This window comes from Pseudomonas sp. No.117, assembly GCF_054558395.1.
In genome coordinates this window covers 25,990-40,170 of record NZ_BAAJNP010000005.1, presented here as the reverse complement: position 1 = coordinate 40,170, position 14,181 = coordinate 25,990, and the positions used below count along the sequence as shown (strand labels likewise).

The 14,181-nt window shown below is 67.7% G+C and carries 14 protein-coding genes; 6 read left to right on the top strand and 8 right to left on the bottom strand.

Going from position 1 to position 14,181, the window contains the following annotated elements; all coding sequences use genetic code 11:
* Positions 1-75 precede the first annotated feature (75 nt).
* The 7 genes from ACYJP6_RS12925 to ACYJP6_RS12895 form a co-directional block, all read right to left on the bottom strand.
* Complete coding sequence (locus ACYJP6_RS12925; RefSeq protein ID WP_459475414.1) at positions 76-339, bottom strand: hypothetical protein; 264 nt, start codon at positions 337-339, stop codon at positions 76-78.
* A gap of 139 nt (positions 340-478) precedes the next feature.
* Positions 479-1,381 carry a GTP cyclohydrolase FolE2 gene (gene folE2 / locus ACYJP6_RS12920; protein ID WP_459475413.1) on the bottom strand — a complete coding sequence of 301 codons (903 nt, stop codon included), beginning with the start codon at positions 1,379-1,381 and terminating at the stop codon, positions 479-481.
* Between the two features lie 13 nt (positions 1,382-1,394).
* A complete protein-coding gene (gene zigA, locus ACYJP6_RS12915) occupies positions 1,395-2,630 on the bottom strand; it encodes a zinc metallochaperone GTPase ZigA (RefSeq protein WP_459475412.1) in 1,236 nt (411 codons plus the stop codon).
* A gap of 196 nt (positions 2,631-2,826) precedes the next feature.
* Entirely contained in the window at positions 2,827-3,561 is a 735-nt protein-coding gene (locus ACYJP6_RS12910) for an SDR family NAD(P)-dependent oxidoreductase (protein ID WP_459475411.1), read from the bottom strand.
* A 166-nt stretch (positions 3,562-3,727) separates the two neighbouring features.
* Positions 3,728-4,663, bottom strand: coding sequence for a catechol 1,2-dioxygenase (gene catA, locus ACYJP6_RS12905; RefSeq protein WP_459475410.1), 936 nt, complete (start codon positions 4,661-4,663; stop codon positions 3,728-3,730).
* A 36-nt stretch (positions 4,664-4,699) separates the two neighbouring features.
* On the bottom strand, positions 4,700-4,990 hold the full coding sequence (catC, locus tag ACYJP6_RS12900) for a muconolactone Delta-isomerase (RefSeq protein ID WP_459475409.1): 291 nt from the start codon (positions 4,988-4,990) through the stop codon (positions 4,700-4,702).
* A 23-nt stretch (positions 4,991-5,013) separates the two neighbouring features.
* The gene (locus ACYJP6_RS12895; RefSeq protein WP_459475408.1) at positions 5,014-6,156 is read right to left on the bottom strand and encodes a muconate cycloisomerase family protein; all 1,143 of its coding nucleotides are present in this window, start codon (positions 6,154-6,156) and stop codon (positions 5,014-5,016) included.
* A gap of 121 nt (positions 6,157-6,277) precedes the next feature.
* On the opposite strand from ACYJP6_RS12895, the gene ACYJP6_RS12890 reads away from it, so the two are divergent.
* The 6 genes from ACYJP6_RS12890 (at position 6,278) to ACYJP6_RS12865 (ending at position 12,254) form a co-directional block, all read left to right on the top strand.
* Positions 6,278-7,159, top strand: coding sequence for a LysR family transcriptional regulator (locus ACYJP6_RS12890; RefSeq protein WP_459475407.1), 882 nt, complete (start codon positions 6,278-6,280; stop codon positions 7,157-7,159).
* 165 nt (positions 7,160-7,324) lie between these two features.
* Positions 7,325-8,572 (top strand): dienelactone hydrolase family protein, encoded by a 1,248-nt coding sequence (locus ACYJP6_RS12885; protein ID WP_459475406.1) that lies wholly within the window; start codon positions 7,325-7,327, stop codon positions 8,570-8,572.
* Between the two features lie 4 nt (positions 8,573-8,576).
* Positions 8,577-9,371 carry an SDR family oxidoreductase gene (locus tag ACYJP6_RS12880; RefSeq protein ID WP_459475404.1) on the top strand — a complete coding sequence of 265 codons (795 nt, stop codon included), beginning with the start codon at positions 8,577-8,579 and terminating at the stop codon, positions 9,369-9,371.
* A gap of 76 nt (positions 9,372-9,447) precedes the next feature.
* Entirely contained in the window at positions 9,448-10,686 is a 1,239-nt protein-coding gene (locus ACYJP6_RS12875) for a styrene monooxygenase/indole monooxygenase family protein (protein ID WP_459475820.1), read from the top strand.
* Positions 10,687-10,696: 10 nt separating this feature from the next.
* Positions 10,697-11,224 carry a flavin reductase family protein gene (locus tag ACYJP6_RS12870; RefSeq protein WP_459475403.1) on the top strand — a complete coding sequence of 176 codons (528 nt, stop codon included), beginning with the start codon at positions 10,697-10,699 and terminating at the stop codon, positions 11,222-11,224.
* 97 nt (positions 11,225-11,321) lie between these two features.
* Positions 11,322-12,254: a SphA family protein gene (locus tag ACYJP6_RS12865; protein WP_459475402.1), complete on the top strand. Its 933-nt coding sequence runs from the start codon at positions 11,322-11,324 to the stop codon at positions 12,252-12,254.
* Positions 12,255-13,142: 888 nt separating this feature from the next.
* Here the strand turns inward: ACYJP6_RS12865 and antC are convergent.
* Complete coding sequence (antC, locus tag ACYJP6_RS12860) at positions 13,143-14,177, bottom strand: anthranilate 1,2-dioxygenase electron transfer component AntC (protein WP_459475401.1); 1,035 nt, start codon at positions 14,175-14,177, stop codon at positions 13,143-13,145.
* Positions 14,178-14,181 lie beyond the last annotated feature (4 nt).

Genomic DNA, 14,181 nt, shown 5'->3' with positions numbered 1-14,181 from the left:
AGAAAGCAGGCGCGAAGCTGTGTGGGACAAAGCCCAGGACGGCCTGCGCCCGGGGCTTTGTCCGAATCCTAAGAGCTACAGCGTCTTCTTGTATTCCTTGTCCAGCTTCTTGTCCTCGCGGTGTCTCTCCTTGTCGAGGTGGTTGTCGGTGCGGTCGGCTTCGTCGGCGGCGTGGGCCGCGCCCTTGTCGATTTCCTTGGCATCGTGCTTGGCGTCCTTGCGCACATCGCGACCGTCTTGGCGGACGCTTTTTTCCAAGGGACTTTCCGCCAGCGCTATGCCGGAGCCGAGGGTGGTCAGCAGGACGGTCATGACTGCAGCTGAGAGGCGTGGTTTCATCGAGAAGCTCTCCTGAAAGGCAAGGGGCAGAGCGGCCGCAGGGCGGGCCGCTTCGTTTTCAGTAAAGCGGCAAAGCCGCCATTTTGAAAGCGGCTTGGGTGAGTTTTCCCGCACGGCGAAGATAGTGCGCTGGTAGCGGTCAGCGGGGTGTTCCAGCCCAGGCAGCGGCGTCGTGGGGGTGCAGGCTTTCCAGGTGGCGGACGTGGATGTTCACCTCCGGGTAGCTGTCGCGCAGGGCCACCAGCAGGCGGCGGGCCGCGTCTTCGACGAACATCAGGTTGCTGCCGTTGAGGGCGGCGAAAGCCTGTTCGTCGGCGCGCTTGACCGCCGTCTGTACCGGGGTGCCCAGGGCCGCTTCGCAATGATCGATCAGGGGCAGCAGGCCGAACGCGGCTGCCCTGTCAGGCAGCCCGACCCGCACCCGGGCCAGGCTGCGCTGGCTATGCGGGGTGGCCAGGGAGGCGTGGCGGCGCAGCCAGCTGGCGACCGTGGCCGAGTCCAGCGAGGTATCCGCCCCGTGGTCTGCCAGGAAGGCGCGCTCGATCAGTTGCCGGGACAGGGAGGCGGAGCAGGGACAGGTGGAGGAATAGGCGATCTCGACGCGCGCGCTGAGCTGGAAGACGCCAGCGACCCAGCGCGCCTCGAGTCGCACGGGATAGCGTTTCCAGCCGCTCAGCTCGGGAGTGACCAGGGCAGGACGGCGGATCAGCAGGGCGAAGTCCAGGCGCAGGCGGGCGGCGCGGGACTCGCAGCTGCGATGGCTGGCGACCATGTCGGCCAGCAGCGACCGCAGGCGCTCGGGCGTCAGGGGCGCGTCCGTCCCCAGGCGATCCAGCAGCTGGTAGAGCCGGGACATGTGGATGCCCTTGCTGGTGGCCGAGGGCAGGTCGACCTGGACGTCGGCGCTGGCGGGCAGCAGGCCACCGAACTCGCCCTCCCGCAGATGGAGGGGCAGGTCGATACCCTGCATGCCGACCCAGTCGAGGGCGGCGGGCAGGGTGGCGGTCTCGCTCAGGGAGACGTCGGGAAGGATGGCATTCATCGGCGGGCTCGGATCAGTGGGGGGCGGCGGGCTGGGGCCAGTCGCTGAAGGGGTTGTGCAGCTGGGTCCAGGCGCGCGGGCCGGCGGCGAGTTCGCTATCGGTCAGCAGGCAGGCGTCGAGGCGGGCACGCAGCGCGGTTTCGTCCATGTCCATGCCGATCAGCACCAGTTCCTGGCGCGCGTCGCCGACGCCCTCGTGCCATTTTTCCTTGATGAGGGCGACGGTCTCCTCGTCGTCCGGCCATTGCTCGGGCGGCACCGCCGCCCACCAGCGACCCGCCACGCCGTGCCGGGCGACGGCGCCGGCCTGGGACCAGGTGCCGGCATGGGCGGGATGGCTGGCCAGCCAGAAGTAGCCCTTGGAGCGCACCACGCCGGGCCATTCCTCCTCGACCAGGGCAAAGAAGCGCTCGGGGTGGAAGGGGCGGCGGGCCTGGTAGACGAAGCTGGTGATGCCGTACTCCTCGGTCTCGGGTGTGTGCTCGCCGCGCAGCTCCTGGAGCCAGCCCGGTGCCTTGGCGGCTTCGTCGAAATCGAACAGTCCGGTCTGCAGCACCCGCTCCAGGGGCACGGCGCCGAAACTCGCCAGTTCCAGGCGGGCGCGTGGGTTGAGGCTGCGCAGGATGGCCAGCAGGCGGTCGCGGTCGGCCGGCTCGACCAGGTCCAGCTTGTTCACCACCAGCACATCGCAGAATTCGATCTGCTCGATCAGCAGGTCGACCACGGTGCGCTCGTCTTCCTCGCCGAGGGACTCGCCGCGTGACTGCAGGGAATCACTGGAGCCGTAGTCGCGCAGGAAGTTGAAGGCGTCCACCACGGTAACCAAAGTATCGAGCTGGGCGACGTCGCCCAGGCAGCGACCGTCTTCGCCGGCGAAGGTGAAGGTCTCGGCCACGGGCAGCGGCTCGGAGATGCCGGTGGATTCGATGACCAACTGGTCGAAACGGCCGTCGCGGGCGAGGCGTTCCACCTCCAGCAGCAGGTCTTCGCGCAGGGTGCAGCAGATGCAGCCGTTGCTCATCTCCACCAGCTTTTCCTCGGTGCGCGAGAGCTCGGCGCCCCCGTCGCGGACCAGGGCGGCGTCGATGTTGACCTCGGACATGTCGTTGACGATGACCGCCACCCGGCGGCCCTCACGGTTGTTGAGGATGTGGTTGAGCAAGGTGGTCTTGCCGGCGCCGAGGAAGCCGGACAGGACGGTGACGGGGAGTTTGGGGCGGGTAAGGGCGGCTTGGGTGGTCATGGTCATCACGGGTAGCTGGGGGCGGAAGGGGCGCATCTCTGGGATAAGAGTCGGGATGCTTTAATATGTTATAACATAACATTTACGGATCGTTAAGCTGCCTCGATGGGCGTGGTAGTGACCAATCCGTGGCAGGCGACGAGCAGCGGCGCAGCTGCCGATCGCCTAGGGTTAGCGCCAACGGACTAGCAGGAGGTGAGCCTCAAACGTGCTGGCCGCCGTTGATGTGGATCTCGGCGCCGTTGATGTAGCAGGAGCGTTCGCTGCAGAGGAAGTAGATGGTCTCGGCGACTTCGTCGGGGGTGCCCAGGCGCTTGAGGGGTACCTCGGCTTCCACCAGGCCATCGGTGCCGGGGGAAAGGATGGAGGTGGCGATTTCGCCGGGGGCGATGGCGTTGGCCCGCACCCCGCGGGGGCCGAATTCATGGGCCAGTTCGCGGGTGAGGGCGGCGAGGCCGGCCTTGGAGGCGGCATAGGCCACGCCGGCGAAGGGATGTACCCGGGAGCCGGCGATGGAGGTGACGTTGACGATACTGCCGTGGGCCGCTTCCAGCTCCGGCAGGAGGGCGCGGGCGAGCAGGGCGGTGGAGACCAGGTTGACGTTGAGGACGTGGGTCCAGGTCTCGGCATCGGAGGCGGCCACCCCGAGGCGGCCGCCATCCGATCCCTTGGGCGAGATGCCGGCGTTGTTGACCAGGGCGTCCAGCTTGCCGCTGGGCAGCCGCTCGCGGACCGTGGCCACCAGGCGGTCGATCTGGGAGAGGTCGGCGAGGTCGGCCTGGATGTGAGCGTCGCGGGCCTCGGGCCAGGCGCATTCTGCGGAGAAGGGGTGGCGCGAGACGGTCAGCAGGCGCCAGCCCAGGTTGCGGAATAGCTTGACGGTGGCATGGCCTATGCCGCGGCTGGCACCGGTGAGCAGCATGGTGCGCTGGGTCATGGCTGGCTCCGGGAGGCAGCGCAGGAATGCAGGGTTGCGGTCAACGGGGCGGGCATAACGGTGACTCCGGCGTCTGGCGAGCCGGTCCACTATGCCCAAGCTGTGGGAGGGGGGCAATTGGCAGCCTGCGACCGCCTCGCCCCAGAGCGAGGCGGCCGCGCGGGCCTCAGGCCTCTTCGAGGGCGCGCGGGCGGGCGCTGCGCTGCTCGGCGGTGGCTTCATCCGCGGGCTGCAACTCGAAGTCGAAGTCGATCTCGGCATAGCGGGCACCGGCGAGGCCGCGGGTGCGGGCGGCGTCGGCATCCTCGTGGAAGTGGATGTCGGCGATGAGTTCGTCGCGGGTGGCGTAGGCGAAGTCATCGTGGAGGTACTGGTCGCCGGCTAGGTTGATCTGGGTGGTCAGGTGGCGGTGACCGGGAGCCGAGATGAAGAAGTGGATGTGCGCCGGGCGCTGGCCATGGCGGCCGAGGCCGTCGAGCAGGCGCTGGGTGGGGCCGTCCGGCGGGCAGCCGTAGCCGGAGGGCACGATGCTGCGGAAGGCGTAGCGGCCTTCGGCATCGGTGCGGATGCGCCGGCGCAGGTTGAACTCGGACTGGGCCGGGTCGAAGTAGGAATAGGTGCCACCGGTGTTGGCGTGCCAGACGTCCACCAGGGCGCCGGCCAAGGGACGACCTGCGGTGTCCCGTACCTGGCCGGTCATGAACAGCGGTACGCCGTCGTCCTGGCCGTCGTCCAGGCGTGCCTCGCCTTCGCAGAGCGGAGCGCCGGCGACATAGAGCGGGCCCTCGATGGTGCGCGGGGTGCCACCCGTGCGGCCGGCCTGGGCGTCCTGGGCATCCAGCAGCAGGTCCAGGTAGTGCTCCAGGCCCAAGCCGGCGACCAGCAGGCCGGCTTCCTGGCGGGCACCCAAATCGTTGAAGTAGCTCACCGCCTGCCAGAACTCCTCGGGCGTCACTTCCAGATCCTCGATGAGACGGATGCTGTCGGTGAGGATGCGGTGCACCAGGGTCTTGAGGCGGGGATTGCCGGCGGCCTGCTCGAAGCCGCTGGCGACCTCGAAGAACTTCTGCACATCGGCGTTCTGGGAAAGGGCTAGGGTCATGGGGCTATCCTCGGTGTTGTTGTTATGGGCGGCCAATCAGCGGTCGTCGTGGTGGATGGAGGAGGGGTGCCGGCAGAGCGCGCTGACCTCGATCTCCATGTAGGGGTAGAGCGGCAGTTGCAGCAGGGTATCGTGCAGCGCCTGGGCATCGGCCACGTCGAAGACGCTGACATTGGCGTAGAGCCCGGCGATGCGCCAGAGGTGGCGCCAGGTCCCCTGGCGCTGCAGCGCCTGGGCCAGCTCCTTCTCCGCCTGCTTGAGTCGCGTGGCTTCGGCGGCGGGCAGGTCGTGGGGCAGTTTGACGGTCATGCGGACCATGAACAGCATGGTGAATCCTCCACGGACAGGGATCAGGGGGTGGCGACGGCGAGGCTGCCGCGGTCGCGGCGGAAATGGGCGAGGCGGTCCTCGTCGAGGCTGACGCCGAGGCCGGGGCCCTGGGGCAGCAGCAGCTGGAAGTCGCGATAGGTCGGTGGCGCGGTGAGGATGTCCTCGGTGAGCAGCAGCGGCCCGAACAGCTCGCTGTGCCAGTCCAGCCGCTCCAGGGTGGCGAAGGCATGGGCCGAGGCCAGGGTGCCGATGCTGCCTTCGAGCATGGTGCCGCCATAGAGGCCGATGCCGGCCGCCTGGGCCAGGTGAGCCACCTTGAGCACCGCGCGCGGGCCGCCGGTCTTGGCGATCTTGAGCGCGAACACCGGCGCCGCGCCGGCGCGGGCCAGGGCGAAGGCGTCGGGAAGGCTTTCGATGGCTTCGTCGGCCATCACCGGCGCCGGGCTGCGGGCGCTGACGCGCGCCAGGGCCTGGACGTCATGGCGCGGCACCGGCTGTTCGATCAGCTCCACCCCGGCGTCGGCCAGGGCCTGGCAGGCGCGCAGGGCGACGCCTTCGCTCCAGGCCTGGTTGACGTCGACCCGGACGCTGGCGCGATCGCCCAGGGCGCGCTTGATGGCGGCCACGTGGGCGATGTCCCGCGCCGGCTCGGCCGCGCCGATCTTGAGTTTGAAATGGCGGTGGCGGCGTAGGTCGAGCATCCGCTCGGCCTCGGCGATGTCCTTGGCGGTGTCGCCGCTGGCCAGGGTCCAGGCCACTTCCAGGCCCTGCTGCACGCGGCCGCCGAGCAACTCGGCGATGCCCAGGCCGCGGCGTTGGCCCTGGGCATCGAGCAGGGCGGTTTCCAGCGCCGACTTGGCGAAGGTATTGGCACGCACGCTGCGCTCGACGCGCTGCATCACGGCATTGAGGTTGTCGGCGTCCTGGCCGATCACCAGGGGCGCCAGGTAGGTATCCAGGTTGGTCTTGATGCTTTCCGGGCTCTCCCCGGCGTAGACGAGGCCGCCGATGGTGGTGGCTTCGCCGAGACCCTGGCTACCGTCGCTGCAGGTCAGGCGCAGCAGCACCAGCGTCTGCCGCTGCAGGGTATGCATGGCCAGCTTGTGCGGACGGATGGTGGGCAGGTCGACGAGGCAGGTGTCCAGGCGTTCGATGCTGATCATGGGCCGAATCCATCAGGGGCGGTCGTTGCCGCGCGTTCTTGTAGGGACGGCTTTCAGCTTGCGAGTTGCCTCCACGGCAGTCCAATATCCGTTGCGTGTTTTACGATACCCTGGAGGTATGATGGAGCTGCGGCATCTGAGGTACTTCCTGGTGCTGGCGGAGACCCTCAACTTCACCCGGGCAGCGGAGCGGCTGCATATCGCCCAGCCGCCGCTCAGCCGGCAGATCCAGCAACTGGAAGAGGAGCTGGGGGTGAGCCTGCTGGAGCGTGGCCGGCCCTTGCGGCTGACCGAGGCGGGCCGTTATTTCCAGGAACACGGCAGTCGGCTGCTGGCCCAGCTGGAGGAGGTGCGCGATGGCACCCGCCGGGTGGCCGAGGGCCGCAAGCGCTGGCTGGGTATCGGCTTCGCCCCTTCCACCCTCTATGGCGCCCTGCCGGAACTGATCCGCCGGCTGCGTACCGATGCCGGGCTGGAACTGGGTTTGTCCGAGCTGATCACCCTGCAGCAGGTGGAGGCGCTGAAGAGTGGGCGCATCGATATCGGCTTCGGGCGGATCCGCATCGAGGATGCCGCCGTGGTGCAGCAGGTGCTGCACGAGGATCCCCTGGTGGCCGTGCTGCCGGCCGGGCATCCGCTGCTGGGGGCGCCGGTGAGCCTGGCCCGGCTGGCGCAGGAACCCTTCGTGCTCTATCCCTCGGCGCCGCGGCCGAGCTATGCCGATCATGTGCTGGCGCTGTTTGCCCGCGAAGGGCTGAACATCCGGGTGGCGCAATGGGCCAATGAGCTGCAAACCGCCATCGGCCTGGTAGCGGCGGGGCTGGGGATCACCCTGGTGCCGGCGTCGGTGCGCCGCCTGCACCGCGACGACATCGACTACGTCGCCCTGAGCGATACCCGCGCGGTCTCGCCCATCGTCATCAGCTATCGCGCCGGCGATCGCTCGCCTCTGCTAGCGCATTGTCTAGCGCTGGTGCAGGAGACCGCGGCCCAGCAGGCCTGAACCCGGTGCTGGACCTGGGTTTGACGGCGCCCGGGGCAGTGCGGAGGCCGAGGGCACCGCGCAATTAGCTGCGCCGAGGGGATGGTCGCGGCAGTCTGCGGACAGCCTGCGAGGCACCACGCGCCGAAGATGATTCCAGACCTGAGCAACCTGGAGTCTCTTGCGATGAGCGGATCCTATATCCACGTGCCGACGCCCTCCGGCGCCTTCGATGCCTACTTCGTGCCTTCCATCGACGGTCGCGGTCCGGGCATCGTGTTGTGCCAGGAGATCTTCGGCGTTAACGCCGCCATGCGGGTCGTCGCCGATCACCTGGCCGAAGAGGGCTACAGCGTGCTGGTGCCCGATCTCTACTGGCGCCAGGCACCGCGCATCGAGTTGGGCTACACCCCGGAGGACTTCGAAAAGGCCTACGGCCATTACCAGGCCTTCGACGAGCACCTGGGGGTGGTGGACATCGGTGCCGCCCTCGACCATTTGCGTACCCTGCCTGAAGTGAGCGGCGCCGGCCTCGGCGTGGTGGGCTATTGCCTGGGCGGCAAGCTGGCCTACCTGGCCGCCTGCCGCTTGCGCCAAGTGGCTTGCGCCGTCGGCTACTACGGGGTCGGTATCGAAAATGCGTTGCCGGAACTGGAAGGCCTGAGTGGGCGCCTTGTGCTGCATTTCGCCGAGGCCGACCAATTCTGTCCGGCGCCGGCGCGGGAAGCCATTCTGGCGGCCCTGGCCGAGCGGGCGGGTACCGAGGGTTACGTTTACCCTGGCGTCGACCATGCCTTCGCCCGGCCCGCCGGCCATCACTACGACAAGCCCGCCGCGCTGCTGGCCCATGAGCGCACCATCGCCGCGCTGCGCCGCACCCTTGGCCCCGACTACAACCTCTCGGCGCTGTGGGAAGAGCACATCCGCCACGAATTCGATACCCGCGACGTGCCGGCAACCATGGCCACCATGGTGCCCGAGCCCTACGTCAACCATATCCCGACCATGACCGGCGGGGTCGGCTATCGCGAGCTGGCGCGCTTCTATCGCTATCACTTCGTGCATGGCAATCCCAAGGACATGAAGCTCACGCCGATCTCGCGCACCGTGGGTGCCTCGCAGATCGTCGACGAATTCGTCATGAGCTTCACCCACGACGAGGCCATCGACTGGATGCTGCCGGGCGTGGCGCCCACCGGTCGCTATGTGGAGATCCCCATGCTGGGGGTGGTGAAGTTCCGCGGGCCCAAGCTCTACCACGAGCACATCTACTGGGATCAGGCCAGCGTGCTGGTGCAGATCGGCCTGCTTGATCCCGAGGGCCTGCCGGTGGCGGGCGCCGAGACCGCGCACAAGCTGCTCGACGAGACGCTGCCATCCAACACCCTGATGCCGAGCTGGGCTTCCAGCGCCGGCAAGTCCATCGAGGAGTGAGGCCATGAGTCTGCATTCCCTCGACGGCAAGACGGTGGTCATCAGCGGCAGCGCCACCCTGATCGGGCAGGCGGTGGCCGAGACGCTGGTCGCGGCAGGCGCCCGGGTAGCCCTGCTGGACATCGACCCGAACGGCGCGGCCGGTGCCGAGGCTCTCGGCGAAGCGGCCTTCTTTCAGACCGTGGACCTGACTGATGACGCGGCCTTGGCGCTCGCGGTAGCCGCCATCCGCGAACGCTTCGGCGCGGTGGCTGGCTTGGTCAACCTCGCCTGTACCTATCTCGACGATGGCCTGGGGTCGCCGCGCGGCGACTGGCTCAAGGCGCTGGACGTGAACCTGGTGTCGGCGGTGATGCTGGCCAAGGCGCTGCACCCCGACCTCAAGGCGCGGCGCGGGTCTGTGGTCAATTTCACCTCCATCTCCGCCGACTGTGCCCAGACCGGGCGCTGGCTCTACCCGGTGTCCAAGGCCGCGCTCAAGCAGCTGACCCGCTGCATGGCGCTGGACCTGGCGGCGGATGGCATCCGCGTCAACTCGGTATCGCCGGGCTGGACCTGGTCGCGGGTGATCGCCGAGGTCAGCGGCGGGAATCGCGCCCATGCCGACCGCGTCGCCGCCGACTTCCATCTGCTCGGTCGCCTCGGCGAGCCGGCGGAGGTGGCCCAGGTGGTTGCCTTCCTCTTGTCGCCAGCGGCGAGTTTCGTCACCGGTGCCGACTATGCCGTGGACGGCGGTTATTCGGTCATGGGACCGGAGCGCAACCAGCCGGCCATTCCACGCCTCGCCGAACGGGAGTGATGCCATGCAGAACCCCTTCTGGCGCCTGTTCAACGGCTTCACCCCCACCCGCAACTCGACTCCCCGGAGAACCTCCATGCGTCGTATCGCCATCGTCGGGGCCGGCCAGGCCGGCCTGCAACTGGGCCTGGGCCTGCTCGCCCAGGGCTACCATGTCACCCTCACCACCAACCGTACCGGCGAGCAGGTGCGCGCTGGCAAGGTGATGTCCAGCCAGTGCATGTTCAACACCTCGTTGCAGACCGAACGCGATCTGGGGCTGAATTTCTGGGAAGACCAGTGCCCCGCGGTGGAAGGCATCGGCCTGGCCGTCCCGGATCCGGTGCACCCGGACCGCCCGGCCTTCCAGTGGAGCGCCCGCCTGGAGCGCTATGCCCAGGCGGTGGACCAGCGCCTGAAGATGCCGGCCTGGATGGACGAATTCGAGCGCCGCGGGGGTGAGTTGATCATTCAGGACGTCGGCCTGGCCGAGCTGGAAACCCTGAGTGCCAGCCACGACCTGACCCTGCTGGCCGCTGGCAAGGGCGAAGTGGTCAACCTGTTCGCCCGGGATACCGAGCGCACCGTGTTCCAGCAGCCGCAACGCGCCCTGGCGCTGACCTACGTGAAGGGCATGACGCCCATGTCGCCCTATTCGCGGGTGGCCTTCAACCTTGTCCCCGGCGTGGGCGAGTACTTCGTCTTCCCGGCCCTGACCCTGAGCGGACCCTGCGAGATCATGGTCTTCGAAGGCATCCCCGGCGGCCCCATGGACTGTTGGCAGGACGTCACCTCGCCGGAGCAGCACCTGGAGCGCAGCCTGGAGATCGTCCGCCGCTTCGCGCCCTGGGAGGCCGAGCGCTGCCAGAATCTGGAGCTGACCGACGCCGGTGGCGTGCTGGCCGGGCGCTTCACGCCCATGGTGCGCAAGCCGGTGCTGCGCCTGCCCTCGGGCCGGCCGGTGTTCGGCATGGCCGACGCCCTGGTGGTCAACGATCCCATCACTGGCCAGGGCTCCAACAATGCCGCCAAGTGCAGCAAGGTCTATCTGGAGGCCATCCTCGCCCAGGGCGATGCGGCCTTCACCCCTGACTGGATGCACCGGACTTTCGAGCGCTACTGGGACTACGCCGGCCAAGTGGTGAAGTGGACCAACAGCCTGCTGACCCCGCCACCGCCGCACATCCTCGACCTCCTCGGCGCCGCCAGCCAGTCCCAGGCCATCGCCGCGAACATCGTCAACGCCTTCGACGATCCCCGGCGTTTCGCGCCCTGGTGGTTCGAGGCGGATGCCTGCCAGAGCTTCATTCGTGAACACCTGAGCCAGGCTGCCTGAGGAGCCCGTCATGACCCTAGACGCACTCGACCTCATCGCCGCCGACCCCACCAATCCGCGCGCCTTGCGCAACCTGCTGGGCCAATTCGCCACCGGCGTCACCGTGATCACCACCCGCGGTCGCGATGGCCGCAAGGTGGGCATGACGGCCAACTCCTTCTCCTCGGTGTCCCTGGAGCCGCCGTTGGTGCTCTGGAGCCTGGCGCGCCAGGCGCCGAGCCTGCCGGACTTCCTGGCCGCCAGTCACTTCGCCATCCACGTGCTGGGCAGCGACCAGCACCAGCTCTCCGGCCATTTCGCCCGGCCAGCGGAGGACAAGTTCGCCGGCATCGCCCACGCCGAGGGCACCGCCGGGGTGCCGCTGCTGGAGGAGGCGGTGGCCACCCTGATCTGCCGCAACCACGTCCAGTACGAGGGCGGCGACCATCTGATCTTCCTTGGCGAGATCGAGCACTACCGACACAGCGGCGGAGAACCGCTGGTCTTCCATGCCGGCCAGTACCGGGTCGCCAGCGCGCATCCGGCGCTGAGCGCCTGAGCCTCGGCAGCGCCCGTCGATTCCACTCGATCGGCGGGCGCTGCCCTTTCGAATCTGCCTTTCGCGAGCACGAACAGCCGTATTCAAGGAGCCTTGCATGACCCGGATTCGCTATCTTTCCCTCGCCGGTGCCCTGGTCGCCGGAACCGCCCAGGCCTATGACCTGCCGGTGGTCAACCTCGGCCTCACCAGCTTTCTCGACGGCGGTCTGCCTGCGGGCAACGGCTGGTACCTGCAGCAGTATTTCCAGAACTACGGCAGCCATCGGCTGACCGATCAAAACGGTGACAAGCTGGGGCTGCCGAAGACCAAGCTGGACTACCAGGTATCGGTGACCCAGCTCAGCTACGTATCGGACCTGCGCCTGGGCAACGGCAACCTGGGTCTGAACATGTTGCTGCCGGTGGTGACGCGGATGAAGGTCGACGACGGCCTGAACAACGCGGCGCTCAAGGACCAGGGTGGCGTGGGCGACCTGCTGATAGGGCCCTTCATCCAGTTCGATCCGGTGATGGGCGCCAATGGCCCGCGGTTCGTCCAGCGTGTCGAGTTCCAGATCAACGTGCCCACCGGCGAGTACGACCGCGACAAGGACATCAACCCCGGCAACCATGCCTGGTCGTTCGACCCCTATTGGGCCGCCACCTACTGGTTCACCCCGAATTGGACCGTCTCGGTGCGCGCCCACTACCTCTACAACTTCAAGAGCGACAAGCCGAGCTATGCCTTCGGCGACGTCTCCGACATCCAGGCCGGCCAGGCGCTGCACGCCAACTTCGCCACCGAATACGCCGTCACCCCGCAACTGCGCCTGGGCATCAACGGCTACTGGCTCAAGCAGATCACCGACACCCAGGTCGACGGCCACGACGTCTCCGGGCGCCGCGAGAAAGTCTGGGCCATCGGCCCCGGCGCCATGTACAGCTTCTCCAAGAACGACCACCTGGTGGCCAACGCCTATTTCGAGCAGGACGCCGAGAACCGTCCGGAGGGCAGTCGGGTGCAGGTGCGCTACGTCCATCACTTCTGACCGGACGGAGTTCAGCTCCCTTCGTCCTTTTCAAGCCTGCCGGGGATGGCAGGCTTCTTTTTTGCCCGGCATTTGGGCGCGAAGATCCCGCGTAGGTTGGGCAGAGCGCAGCGAAGCCTAACAAAGGGCGCTCCAGGGCTATCCAGACAGAGCGACAGATGACGCTGGGTGGTGCCGGAGGCGTAGGATGGTCGTATCGTCTCATTCCAATCTACGGTCCATCGCGGCCATGGCGGTCCGCCGCTGCGGCCGCTCCTGGGGTTACCACCGGTTTCGCCTAGGTAGCACTCGCGATAACCGTAGCGTGGAAAACGGCGTTAGCCTTTTCCACTGGGAATCCCTGCGAGGCGTGCCCTTACCCCAACCCTCTCCCGAGGGGAGAGGGGGCTGGCTGAGCAGGCCTTCGGCTTTCTCAGCCCCGGTAAGATCCTGGTCCTCACCTTGGTAACAACTGTCTTGGGACTACCATGGCCGCGCTCGCTGTGTCCGTAGGAGCGGCCGCAACGGCAGACCGCCATGGCCGCGATGGAGTGGTGACTGTCTTGGGCAGCGGTAGCTTCGGCTGAGCGCAGCGAAGCCTGATAGAAAGGCGCTGCCAGGCGATGAAGACCGAGTGGAGATCGATTGATGCTGCCGGAAGTGGAGGCTGTTGGGCTTCGACGGTGGAGCCGTCTCAGCCCAACCTACGGCAGGGTTGAGGTGTAGGTTGAGCGGAGCGAAGCCCAACAGAGAAGGTGTCCCCAGGCGATCAGGCCAGCCGGGGGACGCCGTTGGTGCTGCTGAAAGAGGGGATCGTCGGGCTTCGAAGGTAAAGCGGGCTCTGCCCAACCTACAAAGGCGAAGCCCGGCAGGCAAGCTGGCGGGCTTCTTGGACAACGCGGTGCGGAATCACCGCGTGGACGTACTCTGCAGGAATTTCTCGCTATACAGCCGCGTCTCCTCGCCCAACCCCTGCTGGTCGAGCCAGATCTTGACCGCCTCGACCATGGGCGGCGGGCCGCAGAGGTAGAGGTCGCAGGCCTGGTCGGTGAGGAAGCGGCGGTCGAAGTGCTCAGGGATGTAGCCGCTGAGGCCCTGCCAGGCCGGGCTCGGCTGGCTGACGACCGGTTGATAGTCGAAGTCGGCGATGCGCGCGCGATAGGCCTCCAGGCGGGCGCCTTCGCAGAGGTCCTGCTCCTGGGTGACGCCATAGAACAGCCGCACCGGTTGGCCGCAGCCGCCTTTGTCGGCCATCTCGTCGAGCATGCCGAGGAAGGCCGACAGCCCTGTACCTCCCGCCACCAGCACCAGGGGCCGCTCCACCTGGCGCAGGTAGAAGCTGCCCAGGGGTGCCTCCAGCTCCAGGCTGAGGCCCGGCTGGCAGCGCTCGCGCAGGAAGTTGCTCATCACCCCGTCCGGCAGCAGACGGATGAGGAATTGCAGCTGGTTCTGCGCATTGGGCCGGTTGGCGAAGGAGTAGGCGCGCCAGTCATCGGTACCGGGGATACGCAGCCGCGCGTACTGGCCCGGGAGGAATTGCAGCTGCCGGGGGGCGGCGCTGGCGTCGAGGTGCAGGATGGCGGTGGTGGCCGAGACCAGCTCTACCGAGGTCACCTGGGCGCTGATGCGCTCGGGGTCGGCGGCGTGGCAGAGGCTGGAGTCGTGGTCGAAGTAGAAGGCGGCGTCGGAGGTCACCCGGGTCTGGCAGGCGAGCATCTTGCGTTGCGCCAGGTCCCGCTCGGAGAGGGCTTCCTCGTCGACGTAATCCTGGCTGTAGGTGCCGGCTTCGCAGCGCCCCTGGCAGGTGCCGCAGACGCCTTCGCGGCAGTCGAGCGGCAGGCTGATGCCCTGGCGCAGGGCGGCGTCCAGCAGCAATTCGTTGGGCTTCACCGCGATGAACAGAGTCTTGCCGTCGGCGAAGCTCAGAGCGACGTTGTGGCTCATGGCG